This window comes from Microvirga flavescens (assembly GCF_003290125.1).
Lineage (GTDB): Bacteria > Pseudomonadota > Alphaproteobacteria > Rhizobiales > Beijerinckiaceae > Microvirga > Microvirga flavescens.
Genome location: NZ_QMKH01000001.1, coordinates 222,486 through 240,302, shown reverse-complemented (window position 1 = coordinate 240,302; position 17,817 = coordinate 222,486). Strand labels below are relative to the sequence as shown.

16 protein-coding genes and 1 tRNA gene are annotated in these 17,817 nt (G+C 61.7%); 13 read left to right on the top strand and 4 right to left on the bottom strand.

Annotated elements, in window-relative coordinates; translation table 11 throughout:
• Positions 1-3: 3 nt before the first annotated feature.
• From DQW91_RS01050 to DQW91_RS01035, 4 genes are all read left to right on the top strand, one after another.
• Positions 4-306: an RNA-binding S4 domain-containing protein gene (locus DQW91_RS01050; protein WP_112661733.1), complete on the top strand. Its 303-nt coding sequence runs from the start codon at positions 4-6 to the stop codon at positions 304-306.
• Positions 307-358: 52 nt separating this feature from the next.
• Positions 359-697, top strand: a complete 339-nt coding sequence (gene fdxA, locus DQW91_RS01045; protein ID WP_112661732.1) for a ferredoxin FdxA — start codon at positions 359-361, stop codon at positions 695-697.
• 439 nt (positions 698-1,136) lie between these two features.
• Positions 1,137-1,721, top strand: coding sequence for a CarD family transcriptional regulator (locus DQW91_RS01040; protein WP_112661731.1), 585 nt, complete (start codon positions 1,137-1,139; stop codon positions 1,719-1,721).
• A gap of 179 nt (positions 1,722-1,900) precedes the next feature.
• On the top strand, positions 1,901-2,773 hold the full coding sequence (locus tag DQW91_RS01035) for an RNA polymerase factor sigma-32 (protein ID WP_112661730.1): 873 nt from the start codon (positions 1,901-1,903) through the stop codon (positions 2,771-2,773).
• Positions 2,774-2,800: 27 nt separating this feature from the next.
• Here the strand turns inward: DQW91_RS01035 and DQW91_RS01030 are convergent, their stop codons facing one another.
• Together DQW91_RS01030 and DQW91_RS01025 are read right to left on the bottom strand one after the other, a co-directional pair.
• Positions 2,801-4,246, bottom strand: a complete 1,446-nt coding sequence (locus DQW91_RS01030; RefSeq protein WP_112661729.1) for a M48 family metalloprotease — start codon at positions 4,244-4,246, stop codon at positions 2,801-2,803.
• 5 nt (positions 4,247-4,251) lie between these two features.
• Positions 4,252-5,052 (bottom strand): thermonuclease family protein, encoded by an 801-nt coding sequence (locus DQW91_RS01025; RefSeq protein ID WP_112661728.1) that lies wholly within the window; start codon positions 5,050-5,052, stop codon positions 4,252-4,254.
• 124 nt (positions 5,053-5,176) lie between these two features.
• Here DQW91_RS01025 and DQW91_RS01020 point away from each other — a divergent pair.
• Both DQW91_RS01020 and DQW91_RS16805 read left to right on the top strand, forming a co-directional pair.
• Positions 5,177-5,253 (top strand) — tRNA-Arg (locus DQW91_RS01020).
• A 231-nt stretch (positions 5,254-5,484) separates the two neighbouring features.
• Complete coding sequence (locus DQW91_RS16805) at positions 5,485-7,635, top strand: hypothetical protein (RefSeq protein WP_112661727.1); 2,151 nt, start codon at positions 5,485-5,487, stop codon at positions 7,633-7,635.
• 207 nt (positions 7,636-7,842) lie between these two features.
• On the opposite strand, the gene DQW91_RS17165 is transcribed toward DQW91_RS16805, so the two are convergent.
• Complete coding sequence (locus tag DQW91_RS17165; protein WP_157961292.1) at positions 7,843-9,948, bottom strand: cadherin domain-containing protein; 2,106 nt, start codon at positions 9,946-9,948, stop codon at positions 7,843-7,845.
• 99 nt (positions 9,949-10,047) lie between these two features.
• Here DQW91_RS17165 and DQW91_RS01005 point away from each other — a divergent pair, with 99 nt between their 5' ends.
• Positions 10,048-10,509 (top strand): ATP-binding cassette domain-containing protein, encoded by a 462-nt coding sequence (locus tag DQW91_RS01005; RefSeq protein ID WP_198411740.1) that lies wholly within the window; start codon positions 10,048-10,050, stop codon positions 10,507-10,509.
• On the opposite strand, the gene DQW91_RS01000 is transcribed toward DQW91_RS01005, so the two are convergent.
• Positions 10,416-12,506, bottom strand: a complete 2,091-nt coding sequence (locus tag DQW91_RS01000) for a glycoside hydrolase family 3 N-terminal domain-containing protein (RefSeq protein ID WP_245410856.1) — start codon at positions 12,504-12,506, stop codon at positions 10,416-10,418. The genes DQW91_RS01005 and DQW91_RS01000 overlap by 94 nt on opposite strands.
• Before the next feature lie 267 nt (positions 12,507-12,773).
• Here DQW91_RS01000 and DQW91_RS00995 point away from each other — a divergent pair, with 267 nt between their 5' ends.
• From DQW91_RS00995 to DQW91_RS00970, 6 genes are all read left to right on the top strand, one after another.
• Positions 12,774-14,285: a response regulator gene (locus tag DQW91_RS00995; protein ID WP_112661724.1), complete on the top strand. Its 1,512-nt coding sequence runs from the start codon at positions 12,774-12,776 to the stop codon at positions 14,283-14,285.
• A gap of 71 nt (positions 14,286-14,356) precedes the next feature.
• Positions 14,357-15,751 (top strand): MATE family efflux transporter, encoded by a 1,395-nt coding sequence (locus DQW91_RS00990; protein WP_112661723.1) that lies wholly within the window; start codon positions 14,357-14,359, stop codon positions 15,749-15,751.
• A 341-nt stretch (positions 15,752-16,092) separates the two neighbouring features.
• Positions 16,093-16,506: a septal ring lytic transglycosylase RlpA family protein gene (locus tag DQW91_RS00985; protein WP_112661722.1), complete on the top strand. Its 414-nt coding sequence runs from the start codon at positions 16,093-16,095 to the stop codon at positions 16,504-16,506.
• A gap of 132 nt (positions 16,507-16,638) precedes the next feature.
• The gene (locus DQW91_RS00980; protein WP_112661721.1) at positions 16,639-16,959 is read left to right on the top strand and encodes a hypothetical protein; all 321 of its coding nucleotides are present in this window, start codon (positions 16,639-16,641) and stop codon (positions 16,957-16,959) included.
• 78 nt (positions 16,960-17,037) lie between these two features.
• A complete protein-coding gene (locus DQW91_RS00975) occupies positions 17,038-17,343 on the top strand; it encodes a hypothetical protein (protein ID WP_112661720.1) in 306 nt (101 codons plus the stop codon).
• Positions 17,344-17,355: 12 nt separating this feature from the next.
• Positions 17,356-17,667 carry a polyhydroxyalkanoic acid system family protein gene (locus DQW91_RS00970; RefSeq protein ID WP_112661719.1) on the top strand — a complete coding sequence of 104 codons (312 nt, stop codon included), beginning with the start codon at positions 17,356-17,358 and terminating at the stop codon, positions 17,665-17,667.
• Positions 17,668-17,817: the final 150 nt, after the last annotated feature.

Sequence of the window (17,817 nt, the reverse complement as noted above, 5' to 3'; positions counted from 1 at the left end):
GGCATGCGCGAGGATCGGCAGCGACTGGACAAGTGGCTGTGGTTCGCGCGCTTCGCGAAAACAAGGACGCTCGCGGCCAAGCTCGTCGCGAGCGGCTTCGTTAGGGTGGACGGCCAGCGCACGGACAATCCGGCCAAGGCCATTGCGGTGGGAGACGTCATCACCATCGCGCTCGCCCATGCCACCTTGATCCTCCGCGTCGAGGCGCTCGGCACGCGCCGCGGCCCTGCGGCGGAAGCAAGGCAGCTCTACGCGGACCTGAACGGCGACACCGGGGCGCTTGTCAGCGGCGACGACAGGGGCTAGAGCGGCGCTGTCCGTCTCACGGTTTGCGTCATTAAAGCCCGAAGGATCGCCCATGCCCTACGTCGTCACCGAAAATTGCATCAAGTGCAAATACATGGACTGCGTGGAAGTGTGTCCGGTCGATTGCTTCTACGAGGGTGAGAACATGCTCGTCATCCACCCGGACGAGTGCATCGATTGCGGCGTTTGCGAGCCGGAATGCCCCGCCGAGGCGATCAAGCCCGATATGGAGCCGGGCCTTGAGCAGTGGCTGAAGCTGAACGCCGACATGGCCAAGAGCTGGCCCAACATCACCCAGAAGAAGGACGCCCCGGCGGACGCCAAGGAGTTCGACGGCGTGCCCGGCAAGTTAGAGAAGTACTTCACCCCCAATCCAGGTGAGGGCGACTAAAGGTCGATCCTGCCTTCCTTGGGGCACGATCAACCTGACGATTTCTTTGGTTGCTGCATGATCCGGGGTGCGCTCCCGTTCTGATCGTGCCTTGCGCAAGCTAAACCATATTCGAAGCTTCTCCCGCTTCTCACTGAAATATTTTTGCTTTTTGGCGCAAACTGTGATAGGGTTTGCAAATGCCGTCGCTTGCGCCTGACGTGCAGCTATCCTCCGCGAAAGTAGCGGTCCAAGAATATGAAAGATGATGCACGACCGATGAAGGAAGATAGCATCGGCTATCTGGGGTCATCCGGTATGGGCGCGTTCTAGTTACTGGCCGATCAGGGAGACGAGCGGGACATTCCGTCACGCCGTCAACAATGTTGTTCTCGGGACCCTGCCCGTGGAATGAAAGCTCTTCCGCAAGGACAGAGCCATGCAAGGAGGCCTCTCTCGCATGTCGACCGCCAAGAAGTCTGCCCAGCGCCTGGGTTTTAAGACCGGTGAAGCGATTGTCTATCCGGCTCACGGCGTTGGCCGCATCACGGCCATCGAAGAGCAGGAAATCGCGGGTTTCAAGCTGGAACTCTTCGTGGTCTCCTTCGACAAGGACAAGATGGTCCTGCGCGTTCCCACCGCGAAGGCCACGTCCGTCGGCATGCGTAAACTGGCCGATGCGGCCCTGGTGCAGAAGGCTCTCGACGTTCTGACCGGCCGTGCCCGCGTGAAGCGCACCATGTGGTCGCGCCGCGCCCAGGAATACGAAGCGAAGATCAATTCGGGCGATCTTATCGCCGTCGCCGAGGTCGTTCGCGATCTCTACCGCTCCGAGGCCCAGCCCGAGCAGTCCTACAGCGAGCGTCAGCTTTACGAATCCGCCCTCGACCGCGTCGTGCGCGAGATCGCAGCGGTGAACAAGATCACCGATACGGAAGCGCTCAAGCTCATCGAGCAGAGCCTCGCCAAGTCGCCCCGCCGCGCGCCCAAGGGCGCCGAGGCCGAGGCGGAAGAAGGGGAAGATATGCAGGAAGAGGCCGCATAAGGCTCTCATCCCTGTCGCTTTTTGCAAAAACCCGGCTTCGCGCCGGGTTTTTCTTTGCCGAAAAAGCCTGCAAAAGCTTGCCTTTCGGCCGTTCGATTCTACTTTTCTCGACCTTGACGGTTTTGGACTGAACTTTTTCCCGTCTCGCTCGTTTCCCTCCTGCGCAAGGGAGGACGAGGATGGGAGAAATCTCAGGGGTTCGTCGCAAGTTTGTCCGTGCCGCCATGAACGCTCCGTTCCTCGAACGCGAGGAAGAGCATCTTCTGGCGGTCCGCTGGAAGGAGGAGCGCGACGAGAATGCGCTCCACCAACTGACTTCCGCCCATATGCGGCTGGTCATCGCCGTTGCCGCCCGCTTCCGCCATTACGGTTTGCCGATGGCCGATCTCGTGCAAGAAGGGCATGTCGGGCTTCTGGAAGCCGCCGCCCGGTTCGAGCCGGAACGCGAGGTGCGCTTCTCGACCTACGCCACCTGGTGGATCAGGGCTTCGGTGCAGGACTACATCCTCAGGAACTGGTCCATCGTCCGGGGCGGAACGAGCTCCGCGCAAAAGGCCCTTTTCTTCAACCTCCGCCGCCTGCGTGCGCGCCTCACCCGCAACGGCGACGAGCGCATCTCCGCCGAAGTGCATGTGAAGATCGCCGAGGCTATCGGCGTTTCAACCGCCGATGTCGCCTTGATGGACGCGCGCTTGTCCGCGCCGGACGCTTCGCTCAACGCCCCGGTTCTCGATGTCGATCCCGGTAATTCCGCCGAGCGGATGGAGTTCCTTGTCGATACGAGCCCGCTCCCTGACGAGAGCGTCGGCGAGGTCATCGACGGCGAGCGCCGCGTGCGCTGGCTGCGGCAAGCGCTGAAGGTCCTCAACGAGCGTGAGCTGCGCATCCTTCAGGCGCGGCGTCTCGATGACGAGCAGGTGACGCTGGAATTCCTTGGCGATAGGCTCGGGATCTCGAAGGAGCGCGTCCGCCAGATCGAGAACCGCGCCTTGGAGAAGCTCAAACGCGCGCTCCTCGAAAAGCACCCGATGGCGCACGGCGCTTTCGTCTGACAATAAAGCGGGCTTCGCTGAAGCCCGCTAATCCACCACGATCTTGTAGCTCTCGCCGCCCTTCAGCGGTCCGCTCCGGTCGAGGCCGTTGAGCAGGGTGAATCGCTCGAGCGGACGCTCGCTCACGGGCATGCGGGCCGAGAGCGTTTCAGCCGTGTCCCCATCCCTAGCCGTGATGACCTTGAGGTGGAACGGCTGCACGCTGCGCGCCTCGTCAGCCTGGACGTGGCGCACGGTGGCGAGGGTCTGCCGGAACGTGCCGTCGAGATCTCCCGAGCCAGCTTTCGCCGCCATGATGAGGCGGTAGGTGGTGGTGCCGATCCGAATGGCGGAGAGGCGGAAATTCCACTCCTTGCCGCGTGAGAGCGCGGTCGCCACGGGGAGCCCGTTGATGGTGGCGGTTTCCATGCTGCCGGGCTCGATACTGTCGCTCCAGGTGGAGCGCAGAACCTCTTCCAGACTCTGGCCGTTCGGCGTCTCGGCGGCATCGAAGAGAAGGCGGCGCGCCCCGTCCACTGAGGCACCGAGGACCGCCTGCGAGGTGTTTTCCAGGGTGAAGCCGATGGGAGCCTCGAATGAGACGCCGAGGCGGGCATGGATGAAGGCGCGCCCGCGCACCACGCCATCCGCCGGGTCGTCCCCATAGGCGAGCCCGTCGATGGCGGCGAGATAGCGCGCCTTGTCCGCCTCGCCGATGCCGGGCGCGCTCGCACGCCGCGCGGCCTGCTGGGCCTGAGAGATCCGCTCGGACGTTGCCGGATGAGTGGAGCCGAGTTCCGTGCCATTGCCGCGTCCCGCATCGGCATTGGTGGCCGAGCGGCCAAGCGCGGTGAGAAGCCGCGGCGCGCCGAATGGGTCGAAGCCGGCACGGGCGAGAACCTTCACGCCCGCCTGATCGGCTTCCAGTTCCTGCGCGCGGGAGAAGCTCGCCAGCGTCATGCGGGACTGGTCGCGCACCACAGCAGCCTCGGCGGCGTTGTTCAGCACGTTCTCGGTAACGCGGGTGATGAGGGACGAGCGCGCCTGCAATTCGTTGCGCTGGGAGGCGTGGCGCAAGGTGACGTGGGCAATCTCGTGCGAGAGCACCGCCGCGATCTCGGAGGTGTCGTTGGCGAGCGCCAGAAGCCCGCGGGTCACGTAGAGCCTGCCGCTCGGCAGCGCGAAGGCGTTGGCCACGGGGGAATTGAGAATAGTGACCTGAAAGGTCTCGCTCGGCCGGTCCGAGGCCTGGACCAGGCGGTTCACGATGTCAGTCAGAAGCTGGTGGGCCGCCGGGGATCGGATTTCGCCGCCGAAGGCCTCGACAAGCTTGGCGTGATCCCGGTCGGCTTGGCTTTCAGCCACGGTGCGCGGTGCGGTCGGGGGCAGGGAAATGGTGGAGGCGCTGTTGGATGTGGAGCAACCGGCAAGCCCCGCTGTCGTCAGCAGGAGCCCGAGGGTCAGACCGATCTTGATGCGCCGCGTTCCGTTCATGCCGTTCAGTATCGTGGGCCTTCGTCCGTGATCAACTCGATGGTTTCTGGCGTGGAGACGGTCAGCGCAGTGCCCTGCCAGTCCTCCAGGATGCCTCTCGCCCGAATCCGGCTTCCCTTCAAGGCTTTTGCCGTCAGTCCGGCCTCGGCCATCGAAGCCCAGACCTTCTTCGGGATGATGATAGTGAAATCCTCGGTCCAGGTTCCTCCGAAATTGAGATAGGTTTGCTGCTGCCGCTCGCCAACACTTCTAACCCGCCCTTCCACGAGGACGAAAGTGCCTGTTTTTTCGCGCAGGCGTTCTATTTCCAGCGCGTCCACCGGCTTATAGCGGTCTCCGGCCCAGAGACCAAGACCGCGCTCGCGGGCGGCTTTTTCGAGGGCAAGAAGCTGGGGCTGGCAAAAGGGCGTCGCGCCGCCGGGTTCCGTGAGGGCGAGCCCCGCCGCGACGAGCCCCTGCGACAAGTCGGACGGCGGGTCGCCGCCTCGGGTGAGGGCGATCGCGGCGGGAACGCGCGCCCACCGGTCGCTGTCTCCAAGGGCGCGCACGATCACCGGCTGTCCAATACGCTCCCGCAGCCACGCCAGCGCGCTCTCGCGCAAGGAAGCCTCATCTGGCAGCCGGATGCCCGGCAGGCGCACGAGCGCGCCGGAGGAAAGCTGGAGATCACCGTGCCGCGAAAGACCGGAGACCACATCCGCCCGCTCCTCCCCCTGACAGGCGGGAGCAGCGGCGGGCAGCCCCCGCGCACCGGTCGGGCCAAGGCTCAAAGCCACGGCAAAGCCCATGAGAATTCCGCGCATCATCGCCCGCAGGCTATCTGAAGGCGCCGCCCCATTTCAACGCTGCATTCGGGCCCGGTTCATCACAGGCGCGGCGGCGTCCCCCATTTACCGGGGCGGCTTTTGTGTTTACTCATCCCGCTCACGCGGTCCCGTAGCTCAGCAGGACAGAGCAGCGGTTTCCTAAACCGAAGGTCGGAAGTTCGAGTCTTCCCGGGATCGCCAAGGGTTTTGAGGTTGCGCGCCGGGTGGCGACGAGGCGCGGTTTCTTTTGTGTCGTGGGACTGAGCGATCTGCCGAAACCTGCCCACCATTCCAATTCCCGCCGCGTTAGAACTGCACCTCCGGCAGGAGATAATCGGGAACGAATGGGCAGGGTGCGCCGTCGCACCTGCGCCGATACGGCCGCAATAAAACTAGTTACTTAACGAGAGACGCCGCAGCGGAAGGCGTGGCATGTGGCCCTCCTATACCGGAGAGGGCTATATGACCGTCATCAGCACATCTGTCATCAAAACTGGCGTCGAAAATGCCGTCACATTAAATTACGGCGGATTTGCTTTTATCGGCTCTGGCATAACAGTCGCGGCTGAAAACGGTGTCGGAGTTTTTAGCGCTGCCGGCGGCGTAGAACTGCACTCATATGGCAACATCATTGGCGGCGGCGGAATCACCCTAGAAAAGGGTGGAAATTCTATTCGCCTTGGTGAGACCAGTGTCCTTCATGCGTTTGGCGATGCCATTGCTATGGGTGGGCCAACGACTCCTGACAACTCTGTGATCAACTACGGCATTATCGAAGCCGGCTCCACCGCAATTCATCTGTATGGGCCAGGAAACACCATTACGAATTATGGGCGGATTATAGGTGAACGTGGAATTCATATCCGGAACGAGGGCGCTTTCGATCGCCCCAACAAATTTTGGAACCGGGGGACACTCGAAGTCTATAACGCGGGCTCGGCCAATTCGGAGGCGTATTTTGGCTCGCCGGCAGATGACACAGTGATTAACGATGGCGTCATACGCGGGCGCGTGGTGATGGCGGGCGGGCAAAATTTTTATGATGGTCGCAATGGAAGCGTGGAAGGTGTGATCGCTTGCAGTGGTTATGACACGATTTATGGTGGGGCACAGTCAGAGACCGTCAACGTCTCTTACGGCACCAGCTACGTGAACGGGAACGGCGGACAGGATACCATCCAACTTGGCTTTGAATGGTGGGGCAGCCAGACTGAGACAACGTTAGATCTCAGGATCACAACAAGTCAAAACACGGCCTATGGAAAAAGCACGATACTAAATTTCGAGAATATTCAGTCGTTCGGATCTGCTGACAAACTCACCGGCAACGAGACGTCAAATATGATCTCCTCCGGCGCCGGTGCTGACACGCTGGACGGCTGGTATGGTGACGATACGCTGGATGGTGGGGACGGGTTGGACACCGCCCTGTTCTCCGACGCTGTCGGTGCCCGTGTCGACCTGACCAAGCAGGGACAAGCGCAGAACACCAACTACGGCCTCGACACGCTCTACAGCATCGAGAACCTGGAGGGCGGCTCTGGCGCGGATTGGTTCCGCGGTGATGACAAGGCCAACGTGCTCACCGGGAATGGCGGCAACGACACCCTCGACGGCGGCGCGGGCAACGACACGCTCGAGGGCGGTACCGGCACCAACACTGCCGTATTCTCCGGCTCGGCCGATCAATCGAGCGTGACCAACAACGGTGACGGCACATTTACTGTCACAGGTCCCGACGGCATCGATTTGATGCGCGACATCCGCCTGCTGCAGTTCACCAACACGACAGTGGCCCTGTGGAACACGGCTCCCACATCCCTTGGCCTGTCCACGACCGTCGTGGCCGAGGATGCGCTCGCCGGCATCGTGGCAAGTCTATCGGCGAGCGATGCCGACGGCGACGCCCTCAGCTACAGCCTCGTCTCCGACGGGCCATTCCGGATCGACGGCAACAACCTCGTCCTCACCGGTGCCCTCGACTTCGAGACTACGGCCAGCCACAGCCTCACCGTCGTGGCTAAGGACGCCTATGGCGGCCAGACCAGCCAGTCCTTCACGATTGAGGTCGCAGACGTGGTCGAGATGACCCCGTTCATCCTCACCGGCACGGCTGGCGACGACCGACTCGAGGGCGAGGCCGGCAACGACATGCTCAAGGGTCTTTCCGGCAACGATGTGCTTCTGGGTGAGGCGGGTAACGACATGCTCTATGGCGGGGCGGGCAGGGACACGCTCACGGGCGGCGTCGGCCAGGACGTGTTCGTGTTCGACACCAGGCTCTCGAAGTCATCGAGCGCGAACAGGGCCAACCAGGACACGATCACCGACTTCAGCGTCAAGGACGACACGATCCATCTCGCCAGGAGCGCGTTCACCAAGCTGGCCAAGAAGGGCGTGCTGAAGGCGGGCGAGTTCCATGCCGGCGCGAAGGCGCACGATCACGACGACCGGATCCTCTACGACAAGAAGACGGGGGCGCTGTCCTACGATGCGGACGGATCCGGAGCGCAGGCCCAGATCCAGATCGCAACCCTCTCCAAGAACCTCAAGATGACCTACAGGGACTTCTTCGTGGTTTGACAGACTTGGCAAGGCTCATGGGGAACCGGAGCCTCTGAGGCTGCGTCTGCTAGGCGTGGCCGCGAGGCGCGGTTGCCGGGCGGTTACGAGGTGGGAAAAGCGCTGATTGTTCGGCGCTTAAACATGAGTTCTCAACTAACTCTCCGCCTTTAAGGTTTGAGAGATTCGAAGTCTCTCCTTCCCAGGCAACGAAGCCGGTGTCCTCGTCTAGATGACAAAGAAATCCTTGTAGGTGAGCTTGAGATTTTTGGAGAGCACCGCGATCTGGATCTGAGCGGATGAACCAGTGCCATCGGCGTCGTAGTAGAGCGCGCCGGTTTTCTTGTTGTAGATGATGTGATCCGAGTCATCCTGCGCCTTCGTGCCGACATAGAATTCGCCCGCCTTCAGCACGCCCTTCTTCGACAGCTTGGTGAACACGCTCTTGGTCAGCTGGATTGTATCATCGGCCACAGAGAAATCCGTGATCCGATCGATATTGGTGCGCCGGTCCGCCTTGGTATCGAACACGAACACGTCCTGGCCTGAGCCTCCGGTGAGCGTATCGTGGCCCGCTCCGCCAAAGAGTTTGTCATTGCCGGCCTCACCAAGAAGCGTGTCATTGCCGCCCAGCCCCCGGAGGACGTCGTTACCCGCCTCACCCTGCAAGTTGTCGGCGCCAGCGGCGCCAATCAGCGTGAAGGCTGTCGTCTCCACCACATTGCCAACCTCGATCGTAAAGCTCCGAGAAACCTGCCCGCCGTAGGCATCTTCGGCCACCACGGTCAGGTTGTGGCTGGAGCGGGTCTCGTAGTCGAGGGAACCGGTGAGAACGAGGCTGTTGCCGTCGAGGCGGAACGGGCCGTCGGAGACGAGGCTGTAGGTCAGCGCATCACCATCGGCATCGAAGGCTGACAGGCGCGCTACGATCGTGTCGGACAGCGCATCCTCCGGAACCACATTCGTCGAGAGCCCCAATGCCGTGGGGGCGGCATTCCATAGCGCGACGGTGGTATCCGAGAACTGCAGCAGGCGAATGTCACGCAGTAGATCGGCGCCATCGGGACCGGTCACGGTCCAGGTGCCATCACCGTTGTTGGTCACAGTCGATTGGTTCGGGGATCCTGAAAACGCGGCCGTGTTGACGCCGGTACCCCCGTCGAGCGTGTCATCACCCTCGCCACCGATGAGGGTGTCGTTGCCACCGTTCCCAGTGAGCCGATTGGCCCCGCCATCGCCACGAAACCAGTCCGCGCCGGAACCGCCCTCCAAGTTGTCGATACGGTAAAATACATCAATGCCGTAGCCGGTGTCCTGCCCTTGGCCCTGCCTTGTCAGATCTGCCCGCGCACTAACAGAGCTCGAGAACATCAAAGTATCACTGCTGGATGCACCAATAATTGTGTCACTCCCAAACCCTGCATCAATTTTATTTTGACCGACAGCGTTAGTGAGCTGGAGCCAATTCGCCTGATCTGTACCAAAAATGGCGCTGTTGCCCGTCGTAGAAACGGACACGTTTTCAAAGCCGATTAATGTTTTTGTTCCGATGCCGGTCTGTTGTGGGCCGATTTCCCGCAGATCCAATCGAACATCGTTCGTCCCTGCGTAGAGACTTGCGGTATCGATGCCACCGGCTGCATTGATGAAGTCGTCACCGAGATTGATAATGAACTGTTCGTCAGCGTCAGTTGTCCAAATTTCGTTTTTGCCGTTTCCAAGGAATATCCGAAAATTGGTAAGCGTTCCGGAGCGGCTGTCAAAGATATTGCTACCGTCTCCAAGCCGTACCTCGCCATTGATCGTGCCGGTGTTTGTAAACTTCGAATAAACGCCCGAAATATCGATGGCCCCTGATATGATTCCCGCATTTGAAGCGAAAATGAGCGAGTCTTCTTCCGTCGAAGCCAGTCTTACGGCCGTTCCAACGTGCGCATATACACTCCCGCTATTGCTGAAGATAATGTCGCCAGTGATATCGATGCCATTGTTCCATCCTTCAATGCTCCCATCGTTGGTGATTTTATGGGTTCGATCACCGAACGATCCGGACAGAATTTTAATGGCTGCAGAGGATCCGAAAAGGACACCGCCTGCGCCGATATGGATCGAGCCAGGACCTGCTGGTGAGTAAAGCCCGTATTGCCCGCCAGAGACACTTCCGAAAATAACGGCCGAAAGGCTGCCCGCACTCTTAATACCGTTTGCAAGAGACCCGTTCGCTGAAAGCGATCCTAGCCGTTCGACAACAACGACTTCGCCTCCTGCGACCTCCAATGCGTGGGCCTGGCTGTCGGTTTGAGTTGGTTGGACGGAGGATATGATTTTCGTCACTCTGAGCGTCTCCAGTTTTGTCGGAGCAGACTCGCACACCTTCCCTTGCGTTGGCTCTTGGTGAACAACTAGCTTTTTTTGCGCCCGGATCAGCGCAGGGTGCGCCGGCGCACCTTCGGCTTATTATCTTTGCGCGCGTCGGATGCGCGAAAGCTTAGCGAGATCCGATCCGCTTCGTCTTTTCAGTTCTTCAACCTGTTTTCGCACCTGACGTCGATCGAGAACATCATGCTCGCGATACGCGTCAAGAACGTGCCGTGCGATCAGGCCGAGGCGCGGGCCCGCGAGCTGCTCCAACTGGTCAGTCCTTCAGATAAAGCCGATGTGATGTCGGGAATGCTGTCGGGCGGGCAGAAACAGCGGATTGCGATTGCCCGAACGCTGGCGATGGATCCTTCGGTGATCCTTTCCGATGAGGTGGACCAGAGGCGGCTTCGATCCCGTTCAGGGAAATATCGCCTCCTTGGTTACTCGCCGAGCAACGGGGCGCGGCGAGTCTCGTTCGTGATGTCGATCTCGCCGATTTTTTCCGCGAGCGAGCTACCGCCCACGAAGACTTGAATGGCGCCGCGTTCGATGAGGTAGGTTCCGTCATCGAGATGGAAGCCGAGGCGGTCGACGGGGACATGCAGCGTGACGCGTCGGCTTTCGCCGGCTTCGAGCGAGACTTTCTCGAAAGACTTCAATTCTCGCAAAGGACGGCTGCGGCTCGCCACGGGGTCGCGCATGTAAAGCTGCACCACTTCCTTGCCGGCGCGGTGGCCGGTGTTCGTCACGGTCACGCTGACTTCCAGCGTTTCATCGGCGGTCAGGCGCGCGTTGGCGATGTGCGCATTGGAATAGGTGAAGTTGCTGTAGCCGAGGCCCCAGCCGAACGGGAAGAGCGGCGTGATCTCCTCGTCGAGATAGCTGAGCGTGAAGCGGTTGTTGGGCAGAGGTGGGCGGCCCGTTGGCAACCGGTTGTAGTAGAGCGGCAATTGCCCGCCCGCGCGCGGCCAGCTCAGGGGGAGCTTTCCGCTCGGGTTTACGTCGCCGAAAAGCGCGTCGGCCACCGCCGTGCCGCCTTCCGTGCCCGGATACCAGGCCATGAGGATCGCGGAGAGATTTTCAGCCAGCGAGTTGAGTTCAAGCGGGCGGCCCGCGACCAGCACCAGCACAACGGGCTTGCCTGTGGCGATGAGAGCCTTCAGCGCGTCCTCCTGCTTGCCGGTGAGGGCCATGCGCGTGCGGGAGGCGGCTTCGCCAGAGAGGTCCTGCGGCTCGCCGAAGACCGCGATGACGAGATCGGACGCGCGGGCCGCCTCGAGCGCCTCGGGAAGGTGGTCAATGGTCCGGCAGAAGAGATCGCAGGTGGGAGCGTGGCGAACCTCCACGCCCGCTTTGGCGGCGCGGGTGCGGATGCCGTCGAGAAGGCTGACACTGTCCTGCGCGTGGCCTCGGGCGGCGTGAGGGCCGAGCTGATCGCGCGGCGCATTGGCGAGGGGGCCGACGACGGCGATGGAGCGGATGCCGGCGCCGACCGGCAATGTCTCATTGCGGTTCTTGAGGAGAACGAGCGTTTCCGCCGCGACGTCGCGGGCGGCCTTGCGCGATTCCAGAGAGGGGAAGGCGGCGTCCGTGTGGCTCGGGTCAGCGTCCGGGCGGTCGAACAGGCCGAGCCGCATCTTCGTGCGCAGCACGCGCCGCACCGCCTCGTTCACCACCGCCTCCGGCACGCGGCCCGCGCGCACTTCCGTGGGTAGGTGCGAGACGTAGAGTTCGCCCATCATGTCCATATCGACGCCCGCGAGAATGGCCTTGCGCGCGGCCTCCGCGCCATCCGCCGCGATGCCATGGCCAACGAGTTCGGCGATGCCGCTCCAATCCGAGGTCACGAAACCGCGAAAGCCCCATTGCCGGCGCAACACGTCGGTCTGAAGCCAGCCACTCGCCGTGGCGGGCGAGCCGTTGAGAGCGTTGAAGGCCGCCATCACGCTTTCCGTTCCCGCCTCCACGGCGGCGCGGAAGGACGGCAGATAGATGTCGTACATCTCGGCGCGCGGGATGAAGGTGGTGTCATAGTCGCGCCCACCCTGCGGCGCGCCATAGCCCGCGAAATGCTTGACCGTCGTGGCGAGCCCGCCCTCATGAAAGCCTTTGACGCGAGCGGCTGTCAGGACCGCGCCGAGATATGGGTCTTCCCCGAAGCCTTCGACGATGCGGCCCCAGCGGCTATCCCGCGAAAGATCCGCCATCGGCGCGAAGGTCCATTGCAAGCCGACATGAGAGGCCTCCCGCGCGGCCCAGACAGACGCAAGCCTTGACAACTCAGGATTGAAAGAAGCCGCTTCTCCAAGCGGAACGGGAAATTGGGTCCTGAAGCCATGCAGGATGTCGAGGCCGAAGATGGCCGGGATCTTCAGGCGCGATTCCCGCGCGAGCCTTTGCGCCCGTGCGATTTCCTCAGCACTGTTGAAGTTGAGAAATGCGCCGATGCCGCCTTTTGCAATATTATCCCAATTAAGCGGAGGTCCGTGGGAGATAAGATTGAGCTGTCCCACCTTCTCTTCGAGCGTCATGCGCGATAAAAGGTCATCAATGCGATGCTCTAAATTATCTTGCGCGCGCGCGGCCGGGGCTGAAGACACGACCACGAGAAGGCCCAGGGTCCGAAAGAGGCTCGTCAGGTTCAATGCAGGGCAAATTCGCAAAACGAACTCCTACGGAAAGGTTAGCGCCGGGGCCATGACGTCCTGCGCGATGCCAGACCAAGGGGCTCCTTGGTGCCGGATAGCTCTTGGCGTCCGGGGCCTGCCACGTCAATGCCTTTGCTCGAACGGTAACTGATGAGCCGACAGCCTCATTCTCTCAAGACCTCTTTCGCGGCCTCCAGCTGCGTGCTGATCCTTGGGGGGCTTGTGGTCGCCGGTTTCGCTTTCGTGAAGGGCGAGTATTTCCTGGCGGCGGCGAGCGCTGCCGTGTTCCTTCTCGCCGCGATTGTGGCGCAGGTGTCCGCCAGAGGGCAGGCCGGTGACTCCGTTGCCGCCTCGGGGGAGGAGAAGCCCCAGCCGCCCGTCGAGTCTCCCTGGCCGGAGCGCGCTCACGCCGTGTCTCACATCGGCGTTGCGGGTTGGCGTTCCTCGCTCACCGGGCCGGCGAAGCAAAATCGGGACACCGATGAGAAAATCGAGCGCATGCGCGTCGTGCAGAAGCTCGATGCGGTCAATCGTCTGCGCGGCGGCGTCGCGCACGATCTGAACAACAAGCTGATGATCATCAGCGCGAACGTGGATGCTGTCGCCAAGCAGATCAAGGATCAGCCGACGCTGCAGAGAAAACTGCTCTCCGCTCTCGTCGCTTCCGATCAGGCCGCCGCATTGATCTCTAAGGTTCTGACCTTCACGCGGCGCAACGACCCGGAAGTGCAGTACGTGGATGTGGCGAAGCAGATCGGCTCCGTCGCTATGCTGCTCGGACGCTCGTTCCGTAGCAGCGGCGTCGATGTGCGGTGTTCGATGGTCGACAAGCTCTGGCCGGTGCGGGTCGATCCGCAGGAGCTGGAGGCGACCATCGTGCATCTCGGCGTTTATATCCGCGATGCGATGCCCAATGGCGCGACAGTTACCATCGAGGCCGCGAACAGGTCTCTCGAAAGGGGCGCTCTGGCCAATGCCGACCTGTTCGGCGACTGCGTGCAGGTCACGATCCACGGCACGCAGCCGAGCCTGCCGGTGGAAGATGCGGGGGGCATCGTCGATCCTCTGTTGATGTCGTTCGAAGCGCATGATGCGTCGGGCGATCCGGGGCTCGATCAGGTGCTTGCCTTCGTGCGCGAAAGCGGCGGCGCGGTCGAGATCGGGCAACTCGTCGAAGGTTCGATCTCCGCCTTCCTGTACCTGCCTCGCGCAGAGCTGCCTGCGCGCATCGGCGCACATGACGGGTCGGACGAAGCGATTGCTGACGATGGAAAGATTTCGGCGGACATTCTCGTCGTCGACGACGAGCTGGAAGTTGCGCTCGCGCTGCAGAGCATGCTCGAGGAATCCGGGTATGCCGTGCGTATCGCCACCGGCGTCGATGAGGCCGTGGCCAAGCTCAACCGGAACAAGCCGGACCTCATCATCGCGGATGTGACCATGCCGGGCCCGATGGATGGCGTGACGTTCGCGCGGGAAATCAGGCAGGCTCATCCGGACCTGCCTGTGGTGCTGTTGACCGGCAACACGGTCGTTCCCGAAGAGTGGAGCGAATTCACGCTGCTGCACAAGCCGATTGTCAGTGGCGATCTCGACGCCGCGATCCAGCGCCATCTTCCGCGCCCGAACGACGGCAAGATCGTGCCGTTGTTCCAGGCCTGACACCCGCCGGCTGTCATTTCCGACAAAGAGGGTGGCTTTATTCCCACGTTTCGCGCTAGAAGCGCGAAACCATGACCACGATAGACAATAACGATAAACGCCAAGCTTGGTTGTCGGAACTTAAAGCCACCCTTTCCTTGAGTTGGCCTCTGGTTCTGACGAACGTTGCGCAAAATGCCCTCATGACGTCCGACGTCATCCTGATGGGATGGCTCGGATCGGATGCGCTGGCAGCAGGCGCGCTGGGGACCAATCTGTACTTCGCCGTGCTGATCTTCGGCATCGGCCTGATGAGCGCGACATCCCCGCTCATCGCGGAGGAGCTTGGGCGCAAGCGCCATTCCGTGCGCGATGTGCGCCGCACGGTGCGCCAGGGCCTGTGGTGCGCGGTGACGGTGGCCATTCCGATCTGGTGTGTGGCGTGGAATGCGGAGCGCATCTTGCTCGCCATGGGACAGGAGGCCGTTCTCGCGAAAACGGCGGGCGATTATGTCCGCGCGCTGCAATGGAGCCTTCTGCCTTTCCTGTTCTATCTGGTCTTGCGCTCCTTCCTCGCCGCGCTGGAGCGACCGGGCTGGGCGCTGGTGATCGGCATCATTGCAGTGCCGCTCAATCTCGGCGCGGCTTATTGCCTGATGTTCGGCAAGTTCGGCCTGCCGAACTTCGGTCTTATCGGCGCGGGGCTCGGCACGGTGTTTTCCAGCACCTTCATGTTCGTCGCGCTCGCGCTGGTGATCTCGTTCGATCGCAAGCTCCGGCGCTATCACCTCTTCGGGCGCTTCTGGCGCGCCGATTGGCCGCGTTATCGCACGCTATGGCGCATCGGCGTTCCCATCGGCCTGACGGTGGCGTTCGAGGTGACGATCTTCAACGCAGCGGCGCTGCTGATGGGCCGCATTGGAGCGAATGAACTCGCCGCCCACGCCATCGCCCTGCAGATCGCCTCGTTCTGCTTCATGGTGCCTTTCGGTTTCGGGCAGGCTGTGACCGTGCGCGTCGGGCGTGCCTTTGGTGCGCAGGATGAGGCAGGCATTACCCGTGCGGGGTGGACCGCCTTTGCTCTCGGCGTCGGCTTCATGGTCTTCACGGCCTCGCTGATGCTGTTCGTGCCGCACCTGCTCATCGGCGCGTTTCTCGATCTCAGCGACCCGAAGAACACGCCTGTGGTGGAGTTCGCTGTCTCCTTCCTGGTCTTCGCTGCGCTTTTCCAATTGGCGGACGGCGCTCAGGCCGTGGGTGGGGGCATGCTGCGCGGGCTGCAGGACACCAAGGTACCGATGTTCTACGCCGGGTTCGGCTATTGGGGCGTCGGGTTGCCGCTGGGTGTCGCTCTGGCGTTCGGCCTTGGTTTTAAGGGGGCCGGAATTTGGATCGGACTCGCAGCGGGGCTGGCGGTGGTGGCCGCCCTCATGCTGTGGCGCTGGCTGCGCCGCGACAAGCTTGGCCTAACGATCGCGCCGGGCTGACAGTCCTAAAAGCCGCATCGCAACGCTTTTACAAAGGAGCGCAGGGTCCCCCTTGCGCTCCTTTTCGCATGTCGCTGGCCCGTCATGGAGCCGCGTATGGGTTGCTTTGTTCCGGTTTCCGCAACCCGTGCGAGTAACATTTCGTTACGGTATGTTACAGGTAAAAGCTATATAATATTGTACCCTTGCGAACCTTCACAGGTAGAAACTAGGCTTTTGCTCAAGCTTAGCCATATAAAGCAAGAACCGTTCCAACGCAGAAAGTAGCTTAGCGGGTCTTATTCTCGCCTCTTTGCGCCACATTTTCCCCGGCCAAGCCAACGTAATAGGGGAGATGAATTGTGAAGAACATCCTCGTTCGCGCGCCTATTCTTGTCGCGTTCCTTAGTGTTGCTGCTTGTAACGCTACGACAGCTGAAGTAACGGGATCGATCAGAAAGCCGGTCGGTCCGGAAATACAACGGGGCGGTGCGTCCTGGTACGGCCCGGGCTTCCACGGACGTCGCACGGCCAGCGGTGAATCCTTCAACGCGAACGCCATGACGGCAGCACATCGTACCTTGCCCTTCGGAACGCGAGTCCGGGTGGTGAACGAAAAAACCGGGCAATCCGTCGTCGTGAGAGTGAACGACCGCGGGCCCTTCATACGGGGCCGGATCATCGATCTCGCGAGGGGGCCCGCGCAGGCCCTCGGCGTGACCGCGACCGGCACCGCCTATGTGTCCCTGCACAGGGTCGATACGGTTCAAGACTAACGCTCTTTGCTTGGAGGTGTGCAGGCGAAGAAACAGAATGGGAGGCGCCTCAACCTTCCGTTTCGCGGATTAGGCGCTTCTTAAGGTCTTCTGGCGATCCTTGGTCTCGATTCGGGACCAAGGGTTGCTTAGATGGAAACGACATCTCTCCAGCAGACGAACGTCATCCGCTTTCCGGGCGCGCGCTCGTCGGCTTCTCCACGGCGCGATCAGAAAAGCTTCATGGATGCGGTCTACATGGCCGGCTCCCTGCCCATCGCGGCGGAGGACCGGGCGACCAAGGCCATGGCGACCCGGCTGAACATTTTCGGCTTCGTGACGATCGATGAAGTGCTGGACGACGGCTCTGCGCGCCGCCTGCGGGCGTCGGAAGCCTTTCAAGGCTCCACGGAGCGTCCCTGGCGCGTGTCGCGGCCCTCATCCCGCCCTTATGCCGAGATGCTGAAGGCCTGAAGTAACGCGCCCTGCAGCGGCGCGGATCTTTCGGCGGGGCGGTATCCCCTTCGCCGTGTCGCGCCCTAGGATCTTGGCATGCATCTGGTCCAGATCCTGCTGCCCATGACAGATCCTGCAGGCCATCGCTTTTCCGGTGAGGCCTATGGCCGGGTGCGCACGGAGCTTGCCGGCCGCTTCGGCGGTGTGACGAGCTTCACCCGCGCGCGGCTCGACGGAGCCCGGCGGGAAAACGGGCATCCGGGCCACGGCGATGTGGCGGTGTTCGAAATCATGACCCGCGACATCGATCATACCTGGTGGGAAGACTATCGCGCCGAGCTCGAACGGCGGTTCGAGCAGGAGGCCATCGTCGTGCGGGCGCTCAAGGTGGAGATGCTGTGAGCATAAACGCCCATGTCAAAGCCGCTGATCGTCTCCATTCCGCACAATCTCGGCAAGGATGAAGCCGCCCGCCGCCTGCAAAGCGGCCTGACGCGGCTCGAGACGGAATTCAGCGAGGCGATTGCCTCCCTCAAGCACGAATGGAACGGCGACCGCATGAACTTTCACCTCGGTCTTATGGGCCAGTATGTGGAAGGGCTTGTGGACGTGATGCCGGATCAGGTGCGGATCGAGGTGCAATTGCCCTGGTTACTCTCGCTCATCGCCGAGAAGGCAAAGAGCTTCATTCGCAAGCAGGGAACCCTGATGCTGGAGAAGAAATAAGAGCCTCGTCGAAGGCTCCTCTGACGGTGGCGTTAAAATAAAGCCATCTTCTCCCGCCCTTAAAGCTCGACCGGACAACGGACCTTCCTCCACGGAGGAAGATTTTCGGGCAAAACGCCCTCCAACAGCATCCGCTTGCGCGTTGCCGCC